Genomic DNA, 18334 nt, shown 5'->3' with positions numbered 1-18334 from the left:
TACGGGGTCTGGCGCACCGGGCAAGCCTTCGATCCCGGGAGGTTGAACCTGAAAACAGCTTGATCCGGACCATAGAATCTCGTCCGCCTTCGGCTCCCTACGGTTTCCGCCGGGCGCATCTGACGGCGCGCCCACCCGCGCGCCACCCGCGCCGGGCTACCGGTTTCGAGGCTAGGGGCGCTGCTGGACCGAGGCGGCATGAGGGATGTTTGCGGGGCCCGCCAGGGTCGGCTGCGCGGGCAGCCGGCCCTGGCATGCGTGGTGTGGGGCGTCGGGGCCGGGTTCGCTGCGCGCGGATGGCGATGTGTGTTGTGCTGGTGTGCGGGTAGGGGTGACGCCCCATGGCGTGGTGCATCGTGATGCGTCGTGCACACGTTGCATGTACCGGTGTTTCCGCCTTGTGGCATTGCTGCTTCAAACCGGGGTAGCCCCAACGGTGGCAGCCATTGAGGGGCAGCGTGGGAATCAGCAGAACCCTCCCGCTAAGACAGCCGGCCCGCCGCCCGGCCGCCCGAAGGCGGGCCAGCCCCCTCGGGGGGCAGCAAGCGCGCGCAGCGCGCGCCGCGTGGGGGCTCTCAATTCCCCGCTTCGCGCAGGCGGCTGGGGAGGAGTTCGCCGTGGCGGGCCAGGAGGGGGTAGGCGGCGGCGCCGACGAGGTGGGAGTTGATGCCCTTCATGTCGCGCAGGATGTCGAGGTAGAGGGCGCCGACTTCGGCGGCGTCGACCTGGCCTGCCTTGATCTTCTGCAGGTGGGCGTCGGCGGCCTGGGTCTCGATGGTGCGGAAGCGCGATTTTTCGCCGGCCAGGGCGCGGGCCTGGCGCAGGTCGTCGTTGACGAAGAGGGCGGCGGCCTGGCGTTGGTTGGCGATCAGTTCGCCGAGGGTGTTATCGAGGCTGGCGCGTTGTTCGGGCGAGAAGGTCCAGCCCTGCTTGCGCAGCTTGGCGATGTGGCTGAGCAGGCCGTGGTGGGCGATGTCGCCGGCATGGCCGATGTTGCTGGTGAAGGCCAGGATGCCATCGAGGCGTTGCAGGTCCTCGCGCGTCATGTTTTCCTGGTCCAGGGTGGCCAGGTAGGTGGTGATGGCGTTTTCCAGCTTGTCGAGGGCAGCGTCGAGCTGGCGTGCCTGCACCATGCGGTGGCGGTTGTCGCGCTTGAAGCCGGCGCGGGCGTACAGCAGCAGGGTCTGCAGCATGTCGGCCATGCGCAGCGCTTCGCGCGCGGCGTTGCCCAGGGCGACGGCGGGCACGTCGTGGGCCCATTCGTCGAGGTATTGGGGACGGGCCGGGTCGTTGGGGTCGGTGCGCTTGGGCAGCCAGCGGGTCAGCAGCGCGGCGTACGGCGCCAGCAGCGGCAGGAAGGCCAGCGCGATGACGGCGTTGAAGAGGGTGTGGAAGTTGGCGACGGCGCGGGCCGGGTCGCTGGACATCTCGCTCATCAGCGGTTGCAGCCAGGGCAGCAGCACCAGGCCGGCCAGCACGCCCAGGATGCGGGTCAGCAGGTTGCCCAGCGGCAGGCGGCGCGCGGCGGGGTCGTCGCCGGTGACGCCTTCGATCATGGGGTTGATGGCGGTGCCGAGGTTGGCGCCCAGCACCAGCGCGAAGGCGACGTGCGGGGCCACCATGTGATGGCTGGCGAGCGACATGACCAGCACCACCACGGCGACGCTGGAGTGGGCGGCCCAGGTGAAGGCGGCCGACAGCAGCACGGCGGCCACCGGCTGGGTCGCCAGGGCATCCAGGATCATGCCCAGCATGGGGGCGGTCTGGAACGGCTCGAACAGTTCCACCAGCTGGTGCAGCGACAGCAGCAGCAGGCCCAGGCCGATGAAGACCCGGCCCAGGTCGCGGGTGCGGCCCGGCGGATAGCGGCGGAACATCCAGACGCCGGCCAGGATCAGGATGGGCGCCAGCGAGGTCAGGTCGAACGACAGCAGCTGGACGATCAGCGTGGTGCCGACGTTGGCGCCCAGCATGGCGGCCAGGGCCGGCACCAGGCCGACCACGCCGCCGGCGGCGAAGCCGGTGATCATCAGGCCGGTGGCGGTGCTGCTCTGCAGCGCGGCGGTGATGCCCAGGCCGGCGGCGAAGGCCCGCAATCGGGTTCCCAGGGCGCGGCCCAGCGCGGCGCCGAGGGCGGCGCCGAAGGCGCGCTGCACGCCCGTCTGGACCATGTGGACGCCCCAGAGCAGCAGGGCGACGTAGCCGGCGAAGTCAAGCAGGGTAATGAGTCCGGACATCCTGGGGCAGTTCCATTCTTTTTATGACAAGAAATAATTCTGTAATGATCGCATGCCAAGGCGGGCGGGGAAACCCGTGCCTTGAATACAGCATACGCCCCGCGGGGCTTTGCTGCGCACGGCCGGACCTTCCGCGTATCATTGCCGGATCATTCTTGGATGCAGGGGATTTCCGGTGGCCGTTTCCGTCTTCGATCTGTTCAAAATAGGCATAGGTCCGTCGAGTTCCCATACCGTCGGCCCCATGCGGGCCGCTTTGTTGTTCGCCCAGGGCCTGGAGCGCGACGGCCTGATGCCGCGGGTGGCCAACGTGCGCGCCGAGCTCTATGGCTCGCTGGGCGCCACCGGCAAGGGCCACGGCACCGACAAGGGCGTGCTGCTGGGCCTGATGGGCGAGGCGCCCGACACGGTCGACCCGGCCGCCATCGCGGGCATGATCGCCTCGGTGCGGGCCAGCCGCCAGCTGCCGCTGCTGGGCCACTATCCGGTGCCGTTCGTGGAAAAGGAACACATGATGTTCTACCGCCGCGAAGCCATGGCCGAACACCCCAACGGCATGAAATTCCACGCCTTCGACGCCGAGGGGCAGTCGCTGCGCGAGGCCCGCTACCTGTCGGTGGGCGGCGGCTTCGTGGTGACGGCGGGCGCGTCCAACAGCCAGGTCATTGCCGCGCATGACCAGCTGCCGTACCCGTTCCGCACCGGTCGCGAGCTGTTGACCATGTGCCGCGAAAGCGGCCTGAGCGTGGCGCAGCTGATGATGAAGAACGAGCTGACCTGGCGCGATACCGGCGAGGTCGCGGGCGGGCTGGACCGCATCTGGCAGGTGATGCAGGACTGCGTCTCGCGCGGCTGCGGCATCAACTATCCGGAAGCCGACGGCGAGCTGCCGGGCCCGCTGCGGGTGCGCCGCCGCGCCCCCGAGCTGTACCGCAACCTGACTCAGCGCGCCGAGCGCACGCTGTCCGATCCGCTGTCGGTGATGGACTGGGTCAACCTGTACGCCATGGCGGTCAACGAGGAGAACGCCGCCGGCGGCCGCGTGGTGACGGCGCCCACCAACGGCGCGGCGGGCATCATCCCGGCGGTGCTGCATTATTACGACCGCTTTGTCCCTGGTTCCAACCGGGAAGGCGTGCGTGATTTCCTGCTGACCGCCGCGGCCGTGGGCCTGCTGTACAAGTACAACGCCTCGCTGTCGGGCGCCGAGGTCGGCTGCCAGGGCGAGGTCGGGGTGGCCTGTTCGATGGCGGCGGGCGGCCTGGCCGCGGCGCTGGGCGGCTCGGTCGAGCAGGTCGAGAACGCGGCCGAGATCGGCATGGAGCACAACCTGGGCCTGACCTGCGACCCGGTCGGCGGCCTGGTGCAGATTCCCTGTATCGAACGCAACGCGATGGCCTCGATCAAGGCCGTCAACGCGGCCCGCATGGCGCTGCGCGGCGACGGCCAGCACTATGTGTCGCTGGATTCGGTCATCAAGACCATGCGCGAGACCGGCGCCGACATGAAGACCAAGTACAAGGAAACGGCGCGCGGCGGCCTGGCGGTGAACATCGTCGAGTGCTGAGGCGGGTCCGCCCCAAGCAAAAAGCCCCTTGATCGCTCAAGGGGCTTTTTTCATTGCCGAACCGCCTCACGATGAAAGCGCCCCGGGGGACGCAAGCCGAAGGCGCGGCCTGGGGGCTTTTCCCAGGCCTGTGCCGGGATCAGATCACGCGGGCGTTCTGCAGCGCGGCGATGCGGGCCGGGATCGGCGGGTGCGAGGCGAACATGGCCGCCAGGCCGCCCTTGCCGGTGATGCCGGAGGCTTCGAACGACTTGGGCAGTTCGCCCGGCTCCAGGCCGCCCAGGCGGGCCAGGGCGCGGATCATGGGTTCGCGGGCGCCCATCAGGTGGGCCGAGCCGGCGTCGGCGCGGTACTCGCGCTGGCGCGAGAACCAGGCCACGATGATCGAGGCCAGGATGCCGAAAATGATCTCACAGACGATCACGGTGACCATGTAGCCCGGGCCGAGGCCGCGTTCGTTCTTGAACACCACGCGGTCGATGAAGTAGCCGACCACGCGCGCCAGGAACACCACGAAGGTGTTGACCACGCCCTGGATCAGGGTCAGCGTGATCATGTCGCCGTTGGCGATGTGGGCCACTTCGTGGGCCAGCACCGCGGCGACTTCCTCTTCGCTCATGCTTTCGAGCAGGCCGGTCGACACCGCCACCAGCGAGTCGTTCTTGAAGGCGCCGGTGGCGAACGCGTTGGGCGCGCCGTCGTAGATGGCGACTTCCGGGCGGCCGATGCCGGCGCGGTCGGCGAGCTGGTGGACGGTGTCCAGCAGCCAGGCCTCGCGCTGGTTGCGCGGCGCGTTCGGGTCCAGCACCTGGGCGCCGGTGCTCCATTTGGCCATCGGCTTGCTGATCAGCAGCGAGATGATGGCGCCGGTGAAGCCGACCACCACCGAGAAGATCAGCAGCGCCTGCAGGTTCAGGCCGTTGGCGGTCAGGTAGCGGTCTACGCCCAGGATGCGCAGCGTGGCCGACAGCACGAGCATGACGGCCAGGTTGGTAATGACGAAAAGGATGATGCGTTTCATGCTTTTTTTGTTCCTCAGCGAGCGGGACTTGTGCGGGATTGGACTGTGCCGCGGCATGGCAGTTCCCCGACCGCCGGCGCCGCTCCCGGTGACGGAGAGTATAGTATCGCTTTCCCCTATTTCCCCCTCACTTTCACCTGAGCGCAAACCCCCAAATGCAGGCACTTTGGATGTTGCTGGCGTCCGCCATGTTCGCCATCATGGGGTCGTTCGTGAAGCTGGGCACCGAGCACGGCGCGTCGTTGCCGCAAGTGGTGCTGTTCCGTGGCCTGCCGTCGGTGGTGCTGTTGCTGTTGTGGGCCCGCGCCGGCCGCCAGTCCATCGTGCCCACCAGCTGGAAACTGCACCTGTGGCGCAACCTGTCCGGCGTCACCTCGATGTGGCTCGGTTTCTTCGCCATTTCCCACCTGCCGCTGGCCACCGCCACCAGCCTGAACTACACGGCGCCGCTGTTCATCGCCTGCTGGATGCTGGGATGGGGCGGGGCGCAGCGCGATCCGGTGCGGATCGCCGCCGTGGCTCTCGGCTTTTTGGGCGTGATCGCTGTGTTGCGGCCCAGCATCAACGAAGACCAGTGGCTGGCCGCCCTGCTGGGCCTGGGGGCGGGCGCCATGTCGGCGATCGCCATGATGCAGATCCGCCAGCTGGGCCGCATTGGCGAGCCGGAATGGCGCACCGTGCTGTTCTTTTCGGTGGCGGTGTGCGCCTCCAGTTTCGCCGGCCTGGGCTTCGAGGGCTGGGGCCATGCCGACTGGACCGGCTACAGCTCGCTGCTGGGCGTGGGCGTGACCGGCCTGTTCGGCCAGTTGGCCATGACGCGGGCGTTCGGCCTGGGCTCGGCGCTGCTGACCGCGGCCCTGCAATACAGCACGATCATCTTCGCGGCCCTGCTCGGCATGGGCTTCTGGGGCGATACCCTGGACGGCCTGGCCTGGGCCGGCATGGGCCTGATCATCTCGGCGGGCCTGCTGTCGGTCTGGCGCACCCTGCGCGACCCCAAGCCGGCCTGACCCCCGCGAACCCGATCCCATCAGAGGAGTTGTCCCGATGAGCATGACCCTGATTTCCGCGGCCGATCTGGCCACGCACCTGGGCGCGGCGGACGTGCGCGTGTTCGACGTGCGCCACGACCTGACCAACCACGCGGCCGGCCGCGAGGCCTACGCCGCGGGCCACATCCCCGGCGCCCGCTACCTCGACCACGAGACCGAGCTGGCCGCTCCCCGGACCGGCAAGAATGGCCGTCATCCGTTGCCCGAGCGCGGCCAGTTCGGCGCGCTGATGGCGGCGCACGGCGTCACGCCGCAAACCCTGGTGGTGGCCTATGACGCCAGCGGCGGCATGTACGCCGCGCACCTGTGGTGGATGCTGCGCTGGCTGGGCCACGACCGCGTCGCCGTGCTCGACGGCGGCTGGCAGGCCTGGCAGGCCGCCGGGCTGCCGACCTCCACCGAGGCGGCCGCGCCGGTGCGGGCCGGCGCGCCGGTGACGCCGGCCGCGCCGCGGGTCGGCAGCGTCGATGCGCAGGCGGTGCTGGACAACATTGCCCGTCCCGCCTTCACCGTGATCGACGCGCGCGCGGCCAACCGCTATCGCGGCGAGGTCGAGCCGATGGATCCGGTGGCCGGCCACATTCCGGGCGCGCTGAACCGCCCGAACGGCCAGAACCTGCAGGCCGACGGCCGCTTCAAGGACGCGGCGCAATTGCGCGAGGAATTCACCGCGCTGCTGGATGGCCGCGATCCCGCGGTCATCGTGCACCAGTGCGGCTCGGGCATCACCGCCTGCCACAACCTGCTGTCGATGGAAATCGCCGGCCTGGCGGGCTCGCGCCTCTATCCGGGCTCGTGGAGCGAGTGGTGCAGCGACCCGTCGCGGCCGGTGGCCAAGGGCGAGTGAGCGCGCGGCAAGGGCCTGGCCGAAGCCAGGCCTGACGCCGTTCGCGGTGTTACCAGACCGCCGCCAGCTTGACCCGGCCGGAGACGCTTTCGGCGATCTCCAGGAAGTGGTCCAGCGGCGGCGTGGCCAGCCCCGGCACCTTGGCCATGTCGTCCCAGCGCCTCAGGCGGATCGCATCCGGCGCGCCCGGCATGCTGGCGAAATCCACCGCCTGGCCCGCATCGAAGCTGCCCCCCTGAAGCGCCAGGCTGCGTTTCGAATCCTCCGAAAGCGTCGCTTCATACTGCGGCTCCACGTAGCAGAGGTAGCGTTTGGCCTCCACGTGCAGCCGGATCGGATCCAGCACCGCCGAGCTGAACAACCCGCGCAGGAACGGCAGCACGAAATACTGATGCTTGTCGTCGATGCCGCGCAGGGTGGGCGTGTCCGGATGGTCCGCGATCAGGTGGCCCAGGTCGTGCAGCAGGCAGGCGGTGATCAATTGGGCGTTGGCGCCATGGCGTTCGGCCAGCGCCGCGGTCTGCAGCGCGTGCCGCAGGTGGCTGACGGATTCGCCATGGTAGGAACGGTGCCCGCGTTCCAGGAACAGTTGTTCGATATCCTGCAAGGTCAAGGCCATGGTTGTCTCCTGAGTGGCCGCAAGGGGAAGAGGCGGGCAGTGATCCGAGGATCATCCGGCTGCCGGCGCCATCTCCAGAAAGCGCGCGATGAGTTGCACCGGTTGGCGTTCGCGCAGGCAGTACAGGTATTCATGCATCACGACATCGGCGCCCTCGATGTCCAGGGCCGCCAGTTCGGGATGGGACGGGATCTCGCGCGACGGGATCAGGCTGATGCCGAGTTCGCACAGGATCGCCTGGCGGATCGATTCGCGGCTGCCGATCTCCAGGGTGCGGCGGACGGTCACGCCGGCCGCCTGCAATGCCTCTTCGGTCAGCTGGCGCGTCATCGAGCCCGGTTCGCGCAGCAGCAGCGCGTGGTCGGCCAGGTCGCCCAGCGCCACCTTGCCGCGCCGCGCCAGCGGGTGGTCGCGATGCGTCACCACGCGGATCGGGTCGGCCGCGATCATGCGGCGGTACAAATGCTTGTCATCCATCAGAAACGAGGACGTGGCAATCTCGATGCGATAGTCATGCAGCGCCTGCAGCATGCTCTGCGAGTTGCCGATGGCCACGGTCAGGTCGATGCCGGGGTAGAGCTGGTTGTAGCGGCGCACCGTGTCCATGATGTAGTACGGGCCGGTGGCGCCGATGCGCAGGTTGCCCTCGCGCAGGTCGCTGGCGTCGCGCAGGCGGAAATCGATCTCGGTTTCCTGCTGCACCAGCTTTTCCACCATCGGCATCAGGCTGTGCCCGGCGTCCGACAGCCGCATGCCGCGGCCCTGGCGGTGGAACAGTTCGACGCCGTAACGCGACTCCAACTGGCGCAGTTGCCCCGTCACCGTGGGCTGGCTCACGCCCAGCTGGGCGGCGGCCTTGGTGACGGTACCGCAGCGAGCCACGGCATAGAAGGACTTGAGTTCGGCGACGAGCACGGTGTAGGGGGCCTGTAAATGGACGCAATGCGCAAGACCGCCAGTACACCAAAATAATTTGATGTTTTTATTACTGCATTTGCGCGAAGTGTCATAAACACTCAATACGCGCCTTCCATACTGCCTTCGTTCCCAGACCGGAGGCCCCATGGCCCAACAGCTCCAACGCGATACCAACACTGTTCCGACGGGCGCTACGCCCCAGCCCGGAGCGCAGCGCGGGGGCTTTCTTTCGGTCAGCAATCTCGTCAAGCGCTTCGGTAGCCACACGGCGCTGTCGGATGTGTCGCTGGATATCCGCGCCGGCGAACTGGTGTGCCTGCTGGGCCCCTCGGGCTGCGGCAAGACCACGCTGCTGCGCGCCATCGCCGGGCTGGAGCGCCAGGACAGCGGCACCATTTTGTTGTCGGGCCGTGACATCTCCCACGCCGAGCCGCAGGAGCGCGACTACGGCATTCTGTTCCAGTCCTATGCGCTGTTTCCCAACCTGACGGTGGCCCAGAACGTGGCCTACGGCCTGAGCGGCAAGCGCGCCCATCGCAAGCACGTGGCCGACCGGGTCGAGGAAATGCTGACGCTGGTGGGCCTGGCCGGCGCCTCCCATAAATATCCGGGACAGATCTCCGGTGGCCAACAGCAGCGCGTCGCCCTGGCCCGCGCCCTGGCGCCGTCGCCGTCCCTGCTGCTGCTGGACGAGCCGATGTCGGCCCTGGACGCCCGGGTGCGCGAACATCTGCGCATCGAGCTACGCGCCCTGCAGAAGCGCCTGTCCATCACCACGCTGATGGTGACGCACGATCAGGAAGAGGCCATGGTCATGGCCGACCGCATCGCCGTCATGAACGGCGGCGTCATTGAACAATTCGGCACCCCGCGCGAGCTGTATCGCCAGCCGGGTTCGGCCTTCATCGCCGATTTCGTCGGCGAGGCCAACTGGCTGCCGTTCGAGCGCATCGACGCGCACCGCGCCCGCGTCGGCCGCCAGGAACTGGCGGTGGACGAGGCGCTGGAGCGCAACGTCGGCAAGCTGTTCGTGCGGCCCGAGGCGGTGCGCGTGAGCGTGGCGCGTCCGGATCAACCCAACAGCATGCTGGCCGACGTGCTGGATGGCGTGTTCCTGGGCCGCGGCTACCGCCTGGCGCTGCGCCTGGAAGGCGTGCCCGGCGCCACCGTGCACTCGATCGTGTCCCCTGAAACCGGAGATGCCCTGCTGGGTCCTCACGCTGCCAGCCGTTGCTGGGTGGAGCTGCCGCGCCATGCGATTCGCGCCTACGCTTGATCCGGCTTCGAGCCCCGTTCCCGCCGCCATGTCCGCGCCCGCCGACACGTCTGTCGCCCCTGTCGCTCCGTCATTGGGCCGCCGGCCGCTGCCCGCCTGGGTCGGCGCCTTCGGGCTGACGCTGGGGCAGGGCGCCCTGGCGCTGGGCCTGGCGCTGTTCCTGGCCTTGCCGCTGGTGGCCATTCTGGCCAAGTCGGTCACCGACGCCAATGGCGACTGGGCCGGCCTGTCGGTGGTGCTGGGCATCATCGGCGCCGACGGCTTCCTCGGCATGGTCGGGCGCAGCCTGACGGTGGGCGTGGTCACCATGATGCTGGTGGTGCCGTGCGCCTATGCCTTCGCCTATGCCCTGACGCGCAGCCGCATTCCCGGCAAGGGCCTGCTGCGCACCATCGCGCTGCTGCCGCTGCTGGCGCCGTCGCTGCTGCCAGGTATTGCGCTGGTCTACCTGCTGGGCAACCAGGGCCTGCTGAAAGGCCTGTTCGGCGGCGCGACCATCTATGGCTTCTGGGGCATCGTGGTGGGCGAGGCGTTCTACACCTTCCCGCACGCGCTGATGATCCTGCTGACCGGCCTGACGCTGGCCGACGGCCGCCTCTATGACGCGGCGCGCGCCATGGGCGCCGGACCGCTGCGCACCTTCATGACGGTGACCCTGCCCGGCACGCGCTATGCGGTGTTCTCGGCCTGCTGCGTGGTGTTCACGCTGACCGTGACCGACTTCGGCGTGCCCAAGGTGGTGGGCGGCGACTACAACGTGCTGGCGATGGAAGCCTACAAGGCCGTGGTCGGCCAGCAGAACTTCCCCAAGGGCGCCGCCATCGGCATCCTGCTGCTGCTGCCGGCGCTGCTGACCTTCGTGCTGGACCGCCGCCTGCGGGCCCGCCAGGGCGCCCAGCTGAGCGGCCGCGCCCAGCCCTACGCGGCCGGCGCCAACCGCCGGCGCGACGCGGCCTTCCTGTTGCTGGCGGGCGCCATGGCCGGGTTCCTGCTGCTGATCATCGGCGTGGCGGTGTGGGCCTCGTTCGTGAAGATGTGGCCCTACAACCTGTCGCTGTCGCTGCGTTCGTACGACTTCGACAACATGGATGGCGGCGGCTGGCTGGCCTGGCGCAACAGCCTGGAACTGGCCTTCTGCACCGCGGTGATCGGCACGGTGGTGGTGTTCCTGGGCGCCTGGATGATGGAAAAGGTGCCGGCCCGCAGCGCCTCGTCGCGCGGCCTGCGCGGCGTGCTGGGCATGCTGGCGCTGATGCCGATGGCCGTGCCCGGCCTGGTGCTGGGCCTGGGCTACATCTTCTTCTTCAATGGCGCCGCCAATCCGCTCAACGTGCTGTACGGCACCATGCCGCTGCTGGTGCTGTGCACGGTGGTGCACTTCTACACCAGCGCGCACCTGACGGCGGCCACCGCGCTCAACGCGCTGGACCCGGAATTCGAAGCCGCCTCGGCCTCGCTCAAGGTGCCGCGCCTGACCACCTTCGTGCGCGTGACGCTGCCGATGTGCCTGCCGGCCGCGCTGGACGTCGCCCGCTACCTGTTCGTTTCCGCCATGACCACCGTGTCGGCCGTGGTGTTCCTGTACAGCCCGTCCACGGTGCTGGCCGCCGTGGCGGTGCTGAACATGGACGACGCCGGCTTCATCGGCCCCGCCGCCGCCATGTGCAGCGTGATCATGGCCAGCTCGGCGGTGGCGGCGTTGCTGCTGCACCTGGCCAGCCGCGCCCTGGTGGCGCGCAGCCAGGCCTGGCGCCGGCCCGCGGCCCTTTGATTTGAATACTCTGCAAGGAAGACCCTCATGACTGTTGCGCCTCTGCCCGTCCGCCTGGAAGCGGTGATTTTCGATTGGGCCGGCACGCTGGTCGACTTCGGTTCGTTTGCCCCGACCAAGGTGTTCGTCGACGCCTTCGCCGAGTTCGGCATGGAAGTCACGCTGGAACAGGCCCGCGGCCCGATGGGCGTGGGCAAGTGGGACCACATCCGCGCGCTGTGCGACGAACCCGCGATCGCCAATCAATACCAGGCCCAGTTCGGCCGCCTGCCGACCGACGACGACGTCACCGCCATCTACGAGCGCTTCCTGCCGATGCAGCTGGACAAGGTGGCCCAGTACTCGGCGGCCATTCCCGGCGCGGCCGAGCTGCTGCGCGCGCTGCGCCAGCGCGGCCTGAAGATCGGCTCGTGCTCCGGCTACCCCGGCAGCGTGATGCGCCGCGTGGTGGAGCGCGCCGCCAGCGAAGGCCTGGAACCCGATTGCATCGTCGCCAGCGACGACGTGCCGCGCGCCCGCCCGGCGCCGGCCATGGCGCTCAAGAACGTGGTGGAGCTGGGCCTGACGGACGTGGCCGGCTGCGTCAAGGTCGACGACACCGCCCCCGGCATCGAGGAAGGCCGCCGCGCCGGCATGTGGACCGTCGGCCTGCTGCTCTCGGGCAACGCCGCCGGCCTGACGCTGGACGAATACCTGAGCCTGGACGAGAACGGCCGCCAGGCGGCCCGCGAACGCGCCGGCCGCGAACTGTCGAGCGCCGCGCCGCATTACCTGATCGACACCGTGGCCGACCTGCCCGGCGTCATCGCCGATATCGAATCCCGCCTGGCGGCGGGACAGCGACCCTGAGGCCGCGACCGCCGACCCCGACCAACCCTTTTTTCGCAACGCACCGCAGCGGGCATCCGCCGGCCGCGGGGACCTGACTCACCCTTTTTCCGCTCACCCACGGAGTTCCTTCATGAAACGCTTCACGCTGCTTGCCCTGGCCGCCGCCTTCGCCGGCATCACCGGCGCCGCTTCCGCCGAGACCACGCTGACCGTCTACACGGCGCTGGAAGCCGACCAGATCAAGGCTTACCAGGCCGCCTTCGAGAAGGCCAACCCCGACATCAAGATCCAGTGGGTGCGCGACTCCACCGGCATCATCACCGCCAAGCTGCTGGCCGAAAAGGGCAACCCCAAGGCTGACGTGATCTGGGGCCTGGCCGGCACCTCGCTGGGCCTGATGGACAAGGAAGGCATGCTGCAGCCCTACGCCCCCAAGGGCCTGGACCAGATCGCCGCCAACATGCGCGATGCCAAGGCCGAGCCCACCTGGGTCGGCATGGACGGCTTCGCCGCCGCCATCTGCTTCAACACCGTCGAAGCCGAAAAGCAGAAGCTGCCCAAGCCCGAATCGTGGCAGGACCTGACCAAGCCGGTCTACGCCGGCAAGATCGTCATGCCGAACCCGGCCTCGTCGGGCACCGGCTTCCTGGACGTCAGCGCCTGGCTGCAGATCTTCGGCGAAGAGAAGGGCTGGGCCTACATGGACGCCCTGCACAAGAACATCGGTTCGTACACGCACTCGGGCTCCAAGCCGTGCAACATGGCCGCCGCCGGCGAATTCCCGATCGGCGTGTCGTTTGACTACCGCGCCGCCAAGCTCAAGGCCGACGGCGCGCCGGTCGAAGCCGTGTTCCCGTCGGAAGGCCTGGGCTGGGAAGTCGAAGCCACCGCCATCGTCAAGGGCACCAAGAACCTGGAAGCCGCGCGCAAGCTGGCCGACTTCTCGGCCAGCCGCGAAGCCAACGAGCTGTACAAGACCAACTTCGCGGTGCTGGCGATTCCCTCGATCGCCACGTCCAACCCCAATCTGCCGGCCGACCTGACCAAGCGCATGATCAAGAACGACTTCGTCTGGGCCGCCACCAACCGCGATCGCATCATCGCCGAGTGGACCCGCCGCTACGACGGCAAGTCCGAGCCCAAGAAGAAGTAATCGGGCCACCGCGGCGGCCACGCCGCCGCGGCAGGGGAGGCGCCCGGGCGGGCGCTTCCCGCGCAACCTCTTTGCCTCGTTTTCCAAATGAAAAAATTCGACGTAGTCGTGGTCGGCGCCGGCATGCTCGGCATCGCCCATGCCTGGGCCGCCGCCAAGCGCGGCCTGTCCGTGGCCGTGATCGAACGCAGCCGCCAGGCGCATGGCGCGACCATCCGCAATTTCGGCCAGGTGATCGTCACCGGCCAGGCCCCCGGCATGATGCTGTCGCACGCCCAGCAGGCGCGCGAGCTGTGGCTGGAACTGGCGTCCAAGGCCGGCTTCCATGTGCGCGCCAACGGCGCGCTGGTGCTGGCGCGCGATGCCGGCGAAGCCGACGTGCTGGACGAGTTCGCCCAGACCCGCCTGCGGCAGGAAGGCTATCGCGCCGAGCTGCTGTCGGGCCGCGACGTGGCCAGGCTGTACGACGGCCAGTTGGCGCACCACTGCGCCGCGCTGCGCGGACAGGACGACCTGCAGATCTACTCGCGCGAAGCGCTGCCGGCCATCACCCGCTACCTGGCCGAATCGCTGGGCGTCCAATTCATCACCGGCACGCTGGCGCGCGCCGTCGAGCAGGGCCAGGTCGCGACCACCGCGGGCGACTTCGCCGGCACGCACGTGTTCGTCTGCCCCGGCCACGATTACCTGACGCTGCTGCCCGAACGGTTCGCGCCGCTGAACCTGGAGGTGACGCGCCTGCAGATGCTGCGCGCGGCCTTCGAGACGCGGCCGATGGCGCTGGACCGTCCGCTCTTGACCGGCCTGTCCTGCGTGCACTACGGCGCCTTCTCGGACCTGCCGTCGGCGCTGGCGCTGCGCGACCAGATCCAGGCGCGCACGCCGATGCTGCTGGAAAACGGCATCCATCTGCTGATCAGCCCCACGCCCTATGGCGAGCTGATCATCGGCGACTCGCATCGCTATGGCCAGGATGCCTTCCCGTTCAACGACGAGGCCGTCGACAACGCCATGCTGGACCTGGCGTCGCAGGCGCTGGGCGCGCGGCTGCGCGTTCTGGAGCGCTGGCAGGGCGTCTATGGCACGCATGGACCGGCGCCGTTCTCGGTGATGCCGGTGGACGCCGCCACCACGGTGGCGGTGATGCACTCGGGCGTGGGCATGACGGTCGGGCTGGCGATCGGCGAACGCACCGTCGCCGGCGCGCTCGGCCGCTGACCGCGCGCCGCGCGGGCGGCCGCGCCAGGACGAAAAAAAGGGCTCGCGATGGCGAGCCCTTTTTCATGCGTGTGGTGGCCTCAGAGCCGCTCCTGCATGATGCGGCGATACCACTCGTGGAAATGCTGCATGCCGTCTTCCATCGGCGACTGGTAGGGGCCGGTCTCGTTCACGCCGCGCAGCATCAGGGCCTTGCGGCCGGCGTCCATGCGCTCGGCGATCTCGTCGTCCTCGATCGCCGTTTCCATGTAGGCGGCGCGCTGGGCCTCGACGAATTCGCGCTCGAAGGCGGCGATTTCCTCGGGGTAGTAGAACTCGACCACGTTGACCGTTTCCTGCGGGCTCTTCGGGTACAGCGTCGACAGCACCAGCACGTGCGGATACAGCTCGATCATGTGGGTCGGGAAATACGTGACCCAGACCGCGCCGAAATCGGGCGCGTCGCCGTCGCGGAACGACAGCAGGCGGTCGTGCCATTGCTTGTAGACGTCCGAACCCGGCTGGGCCAGCGCGTTGTGCACGCCGACCTTCTGCAGGCTGTACCAGTCGTTGAACTCCCAGGTCAGGTCGTCGCAGGTGACGAAGCGGCCCAGGCCCGGATGGAACGGGCCGACGTGGTAGTCCTCGAGGTAGACCTCGATGAAGGTCTTCCAGTTGTAGTTGCACTGGTGCACTTCGACGTGGTCCAGCACGTAGTCGCCGAAGTCGAACTCGGGCCGCGCGAACAGCGGCGCCATGTCGGCGGCCGGGTCGCGCGGGCCCTCGAACAGCAGGCCGTGGCAATCGCGCAGGCGGAACTTCTGCAGGTTCATGCAGGGCGTGGTGTCGAACTGCGGCGCGCCCAGCAGCTCACCCTGGTTGTTGTAGGTCCAGCGGTGCAGCGGGCAGACGATGTTGCCGCCGGTGGCCTTGAGGCTGCCGTGCGAATTGCAGTGGCCGGTCACGTCGCCGGCTTCGCCGCCCAGCATCAATGCCTGGCGGTGGCGGCAGACATTTGAGATGAGGTCAACGCCTTGCTGGTTGCGAACCAGCACGCGCCCTCCATTTTCCTGGGCCAACGTGCGCCAATCCCCGATTTCGGGCACCAGCTTCTGGTGGCCGACGTACAGCGAGGATTGCTTGAAAATGAGTTCTTGCTCGCGGGCAAAGAGGGCTTCGTCAAAGTAAGCACTGACGGGTAGCTGGGTGCGAGCTGGCACAACATGTGCCATCCGACCGATGTCGGTCATGATTCCCTCCGCTCGGATGAATATTTCCCCCAACGCCGTGCCCACTCAGTACTGCGTACGCGGTGGGCGGGCTGCCCTCAATGGGGGCCTCTTTCTTGGGGCGGCCCGGCGTTAAAAAGCCAGGACGGCTTGAGCTTCGCCACGCCCTAGCTGTTCGGAAGGGGGTGGCTAAATCCGTTCTGGCGCGAAGAAAAATCGGTGTCTGGCCGATCAAGTAAGCCGTGAATTGTACCCCAACCCTTTTCCCCCCGCCCGTGAAGATCGGTGAAGCTTAGTGAAGATCCGGCCCCGGCGGCTTGACCCCGCGCAAATCGCGATTAACCCTTCGCGCCGTAGGTTTTTCAGACCAGTCTGCGGGTGGCGGGATGGCGTCGCAACAACCAGCTGCTGGCCGCCGACAGGGCGAACACGGCCAGCGTCAGCAACGGCACGGCCCAGGCGTCGCGACGCCCGCCGCCGATGGCCCCGGCCCGGTGCGCCACGTCCAGGAACAGCGGATGGATCAGGTAGACCCCGAACGTCAGCGGCGCCAGCGAAGCCAGGCGGGGCAGGCGCGGCGACGAGACGATCCACTGGAACGCGGCCAGCGACATGAACGGCACGGTCAGGCTGAAGTAGTCGTAGAAGTAGGTGTCCAGCGTCCGCGAGCTGGACATGGCGTATACGCCCAGGGCCGTGGCCGCGACGCTGGCGCCGAGCATCAGCGCCGGACGCGGCACGCGCAGTTCGCCATCGAAGATCTGGCGGCCGGCGACGAAATAGCCCAGGTAGGGCAGGAACCAGGTCAGGAAGAAGCCGGGCTGGGCGCCGAGCGCGCGGCGGTACAGCGCATCCAGGATCGCCAGGCCCAGGATGCCCACCACCCACAGCGAACGCGAGCGCGGCGTGCTGCGCACGTACAGCAGGCGCACCAGCGGCGCGAACAGGTACAGCCCCACGATCATGTACAGATACCAGAGGTGGTAGTAGGGCTCGCCCTGGGCCACCTTGCGCGGCCAGAACGAAAAGTCGACGTGGCCGTCGTCCCACCAGTCCAGCCCCGTGCGCCAGGCCAGGTAGAAGAGGGTCCAGAACAGCAGCGGCGTGCAGATCCGCGCCACCCGCTTGCTGTAGAAGCGCCGCGCGTCCTGCGGCTTGTCGGGGTCGAGCAGCAGGGCGCCGCTGACCATCACGAACACCGGCACGCACCAGCGGGCCGCGGAGTCATACAGATTGGCGGCCAGCCAGGCGCCGTTGCCGTAGGCCGACGGGTCGCTGACGATCAGGGCGGCGCTGTGCAGCAGCACCACCGCCGCGGCGGCGAGCCAGCGGGCGGCATCCAGCCGGGCGTAGCGGTCATCGGTCAGTGGCATCGGGCTCCCAGGTGAAGGTGTATCGGGGGCGGGCGCGGCGGCCATCCTCGCTTTTCACCTTAGCAGCCGGGGCGCCGCGGATTCTGTATCCAGGGGTTAGGGGGCGCATGAAAAACCGACAGGGCCCGCAAGCCGCTGTCGGTCGGTGGCCCCGCGGGGGCGTGGGTTCGCGGGCCGGCGCGGCGCCGCGAACGTTTTGTCACGAAACGGCTGGGGCCGTCATTGCAGGACGATGTTGGCCTGCTTGATCAGCTGCGACACGATGGGCTGTTCGCTCTTGACCTGCTTGTCCAGCTCGGCGGCGCTGCCGGAGCGCGGCTCGATTCCCATGTCGAGCATGCGCTTTTGCACGGCCTCGTCCTTGAGCGTCTCGGCCAGGGCGGCCTGCAGCTTGTCCAGCACCGGCGCCGGCGTGCCCTTGGGGGCCACGAAGCTGAACCAGGCGGTCATGTCGAAGGCCGGATAGCCTTGCTCGGCCAGCGTCGCCAGCTTTGGCTCGGTGGCCAGGCGGGTGGGGCTGGTGATCGCGAATACCTTGACCTTGCCGGCCTCGGCCTGCGGCATGCCGGTGGCGACCATGTCGAAGAACAGGTCCACGTCGCCGCTGATCAGCGCCGGCAGGGCCTGCGTCGCGCCCTTGAACGGCACGTGCAGGATGTCGACGCCGGCGCGTTCCTTGAACAATTCGCCGGCCAGGTGCGACGACGTGCCCGCGCCGAAGGTGGCGAAGGTCAGCTTGCCCGGATTCTGCTTGGCGTAGGCGACCACGTCCGCGGTGCTGTTGAACGGGCGCTTGGGGCTGGACAGCAGCACCAGCGGGCCGATCCCGACCATGCCGATGGGCGCGAAGCCGTCGGGGTCGTAGGGCAGCTCCTTATACAGATAGCGGTTGGTGACCAGCGTGGAGTTGGTGGCCATCAGGATGGTGTAGCCATCCGGCGCCTCGCGCGAGACGAAGGCGGCGCCGATCGAGGTGCCGGCGCCGGCCTTGTTCTCGACGATCATGGGCTGGCCCAGGGTCTTGGCCATGCGTTCGGCCAGCACCCGCGTCAGCACGTCGGTGGCGCCGCCCGCCGGGAATGGCGAGACCACCTTGATCGGGCGGGACGGGTAGGTATCTGCCTGGGCGCCCAGCGCGGCGAGGCTGAGCAGTAGACCCGCCAGGAACGGGTAGCGCTTGCGAATCATGTTTTCCCCTTGAAATCGCGTGCTTGAGAGTGGTCGGCCGGGCCCGGCTCGGCGC

Annotated in this window: 15 protein-coding genes; 8 read left to right on the top strand and 7 right to left on the bottom strand. The window is 68.4% G+C overall.

What is annotated here, in order from left to right; genetic code table 11:
- Nucleotides 1-575: 575 nt before the first annotated feature.
- The gene (locus tag AOZ53_RS15425; protein ID WP_054433382.1) at nt 576-2237 is read right to left on the bottom strand and encodes a Na/Pi cotransporter family protein; all 1662 of its coding nucleotides are present in this window, start codon (nt 2235-2237) and stop codon (nt 576-578) included.
- Nucleotides 2238-2412: 175 nt separating this feature from the next.
- Between AOZ53_RS15425 and AOZ53_RS15420 the strand changes: the two genes are divergently transcribed.
- Nucleotides 2413-3804, top strand: coding sequence for an L-serine ammonia-lyase (locus AOZ53_RS15420; protein WP_006393694.1), 1392 nt, complete (start codon nt 2413-2415; stop codon nt 3802-3804).
- A 139-nt stretch (nt 3805-3943) separates the two neighbouring features.
- Here AOZ53_RS15420 and htpX read toward each other — a convergent pair whose 3' ends face one another.
- Nucleotides 3944-4825 carry a protease HtpX gene (gene htpX / locus AOZ53_RS15415; RefSeq protein WP_006393695.1) on the bottom strand — a complete coding sequence of 294 codons (882 nt, stop codon included), beginning with the start codon at nt 4823-4825 and terminating at the stop codon, nt 3944-3946.
- Between the two features lie 155 nt (nt 4826-4980).
- On the opposite strand from htpX, the gene AOZ53_RS15410 reads away from it, so the two are divergent.
- Nucleotides 4981-5835, top strand: coding sequence for a DMT family transporter (locus tag AOZ53_RS15410; RefSeq protein ID WP_054433381.1), 855 nt, complete (start codon nt 4981-4983; stop codon nt 5833-5835).
- Between the two features lie 37 nt (nt 5836-5872).
- Nucleotides 5873-6724: a sulfurtransferase gene (locus AOZ53_RS15405; protein ID WP_054488377.1), complete on the top strand. Its 852-nt coding sequence runs from the start codon at nt 5873-5875 to the stop codon at nt 6722-6724.
- Between the two features lie 49 nt (nt 6725-6773).
- On the opposite strand, the gene AOZ53_RS15400 is transcribed toward AOZ53_RS15405, so the two are convergent.
- Nucleotides 6774-7343: a phosphonate degradation HD-domain oxygenase gene (locus AOZ53_RS15400; RefSeq protein WP_054433379.1), complete on the bottom strand. Its 570-nt coding sequence runs from the start codon at nt 7341-7343 to the stop codon at nt 6774-6776.
- Between the two features lie 51 nt (nt 7344-7394).
- The gene (locus tag AOZ53_RS15395) at nt 7395-8258 is read right to left on the bottom strand and encodes a LysR family transcriptional regulator (RefSeq protein WP_054433378.1); all 864 of its coding nucleotides are present in this window, start codon (nt 8256-8258) and stop codon (nt 7395-7397) included.
- A 148-nt stretch (nt 8259-8406) separates the two neighbouring features.
- On the opposite strand from AOZ53_RS15395, the gene AOZ53_RS15390 reads away from it, so the two are divergent.
- From AOZ53_RS15390 to AOZ53_RS15370, 5 genes are all read left to right on the top strand, one after another.
- Nucleotides 8407-9537, top strand: coding sequence for a putative 2-aminoethylphosphonate ABC transporter ATP-binding protein (locus tag AOZ53_RS15390; RefSeq protein WP_054433377.1), 1131 nt, complete (start codon nt 8407-8409; stop codon nt 9535-9537).
- Between the two features lie 28 nt (nt 9538-9565).
- Nucleotides 9566-11308 carry a putative 2-aminoethylphosphonate ABC transporter permease subunit gene (locus tag AOZ53_RS15385; RefSeq protein WP_054473910.1) on the top strand — a complete coding sequence of 581 codons (1743 nt, stop codon included), beginning with the start codon at nt 9566-9568 and terminating at the stop codon, nt 11306-11308.
- A gap of 27 nt (nt 11309-11335) precedes the next feature.
- Nucleotides 11336-12157: a phosphonoacetaldehyde hydrolase gene (phnX, locus tag AOZ53_RS15380; protein ID WP_054433375.1), complete on the top strand. Its 822-nt coding sequence runs from the start codon at nt 11336-11338 to the stop codon at nt 12155-12157.
- Nucleotides 12158-12269: 112 nt separating this feature from the next.
- Complete coding sequence (locus tag AOZ53_RS15375; RefSeq protein ID WP_054433374.1) at nt 12270-13292, top strand: putative 2-aminoethylphosphonate ABC transporter substrate-binding protein; 1023 nt, start codon at nt 12270-12272, stop codon at nt 13290-13292.
- An 87-nt stretch (nt 13293-13379) separates the two neighbouring features.
- Complete coding sequence (locus AOZ53_RS15370) at nt 13380-14510, top strand: TIGR03364 family FAD-dependent oxidoreductase (RefSeq protein WP_054488375.1); 1131 nt, start codon at nt 13380-13382, stop codon at nt 14508-14510.
- 80 nt (nt 14511-14590) lie between these two features.
- Here the strand turns inward: AOZ53_RS15370 and AOZ53_RS15365 are convergent, their stop codons facing one another.
- From AOZ53_RS15365 to AOZ53_RS15355, 3 genes are all read right to left on the bottom strand, one after another.
- Nucleotides 14591-15739, bottom strand: coding sequence for an aromatic ring-hydroxylating oxygenase subunit alpha (locus AOZ53_RS15365; RefSeq protein WP_054433372.1), 1149 nt, complete (start codon nt 15737-15739; stop codon nt 14591-14593).
- A 341-nt stretch (nt 15740-16080) separates the two neighbouring features.
- Nucleotides 16081-17091: an acyltransferase gene (locus AOZ53_RS15360; protein ID WP_054433371.1), complete on the bottom strand. Its 1011-nt coding sequence runs from the start codon at nt 17089-17091 to the stop codon at nt 16081-16083.
- Nucleotides 17092-17310: 219 nt separating this feature from the next.
- Complete coding sequence (locus AOZ53_RS15355) at nt 17311-18279, bottom strand: Bug family tripartite tricarboxylate transporter substrate binding protein (protein WP_054433370.1); 969 nt, start codon at nt 18277-18279, stop codon at nt 17311-17313.
- Nucleotides 18280-18334 lie beyond the last annotated feature (55 nt).

This window comes from Achromobacter sp. 2789STDY5608621 (assembly GCF_001299375.1).
Classification (GTDB): domain Bacteria; phylum Pseudomonadota; class Gammaproteobacteria; order Burkholderiales; family Burkholderiaceae_B; genus Achromobacter; species Achromobacter insuavis.
This window is presented reverse-complemented; position numbering and strand designations above follow the sequence as displayed.

What these genes read in the sequence shown, in the direction of transcription:
- AOZ53_RS15390 (WP_054433377.1), top strand. Translation starts at nt 8,407, where the DNA reads ATGGCCCAACAGCTCCAACGCGATACCAACACTGTTCCGACGGGCGCT.
- htpX (WP_006393695.1), bottom strand. Translation starts at nt 4,825, where the DNA reads ATGAAACGCATCATCCTTTTCGTCATTACCAACCTGGCCGTCATGCTC.
- phnX (WP_054433375.1), top strand. Translation starts at nt 11,336, where the DNA reads ATGACTGTTGCGCCTCTGCCCGTCCGCCTGGAAGCGGTGATTTTCGAT.
- AOZ53_RS15425 (WP_054433382.1), bottom strand. Translation starts at nt 2,237, where the DNA reads ATGTCCGGACTCATTACCCTGCTTGACTTCGCCGGCTACGTCGCCCTG.
- AOZ53_RS15410 (WP_054433381.1), top strand. Translation starts at nt 4,981, where the DNA reads ATGCAGGCACTTTGGATGTTGCTGGCGTCCGCCATGTTCGCCATCATG.
- AOZ53_RS15375 (WP_054433374.1), top strand. Translation starts at nt 12,270, where the DNA reads ATGAAACGCTTCACGCTGCTTGCCCTGGCCGCCGCCTTCGCCGGCATC.
- AOZ53_RS15370 (WP_054488375.1), top strand. Translation starts at nt 13,380, where the DNA reads ATGAAAAAATTCGACGTAGTCGTGGTCGGCGCCGGCATGCTCGGCATC.
- AOZ53_RS15360 (WP_054433371.1), bottom strand. Translation starts at nt 17,091, where the DNA reads ATGCCACTGACCGATGACCGCTACGCCCGGCTGGATGCCGCCCGCTGG.
- AOZ53_RS15400 (WP_054433379.1), bottom strand. Translation starts at nt 7,343, where the DNA reads ATGGCCTTGACCTTGCAGGATATCGAACAACTGTTCCTGGAACGCGGG.
- AOZ53_RS15365 (WP_054433372.1), bottom strand. Translation starts at nt 15,739, where the DNA reads ATGACCGACATCGGTCGGATGGCACATGTTGTGCCAGCTCGCACCCAG.
- AOZ53_RS15385 (WP_054473910.1), top strand. Translation starts at nt 9,566, where the DNA reads ATGTCCGCGCCCGCCGACACGTCTGTCGCCCCTGTCGCTCCGTCATTG.
- AOZ53_RS15405 (WP_054488377.1), top strand. Translation starts at nt 5,873, where the DNA reads ATGAGCATGACCCTGATTTCCGCGGCCGATCTGGCCACGCACCTGGGC.
- AOZ53_RS15355 (WP_054433370.1), bottom strand. Translation starts at nt 18,279, where the DNA reads ATGATTCGCAAGCGCTACCCGTTCCTGGCGGGTCTACTGCTCAGCCTC.